Source organism: Desulfocastanea catecholica, assembly GCF_054657295.1.
The window spans coordinates 1-308 of record NZ_BAAHYZ010000159.1; the positions used below are offsets into that span (position 1 = coordinate 1).

Sequence of the window (308 nt, forward strand, 5' to 3'; positions counted from 1 at the left end):
CTTGGTGCACTCTTGTTGAAATACACTTCCTGGCGGACGATCTTTCTTATGTTGGCCGCTATTGGGGCTACAGCGTTGTTGAGATCGATGATTTTTCAGGAAACCCTGTCTGGGAAATTTACAGGCTCGGTAATCGGCTCCTGGTGCAGACTTTTTGTGGTCTTAAAAAATCTAGGATTTTCGTCCCTGTTGCTGATCTTCTCTCTAGCTCCGGTTGCTCTCATGGCTTTTCTGGCCTCTGCTTCCTATATTTATATAGATGGGTTTGGTCTTACAGAAGGACAGTTTAGTCTTTTTTTTGCATTTAA

General features: G+C 43.5%; 1 pseudogene. It reads left to right on the forward strand.

The features are described from left to right. Positions 1 to 48 precede the first annotated feature (48 nt). Positions 49 to 308, forward strand: a pseudogene (locus ACYQ8U_RS23345) (MFS transporter); the annotation flags it as partial.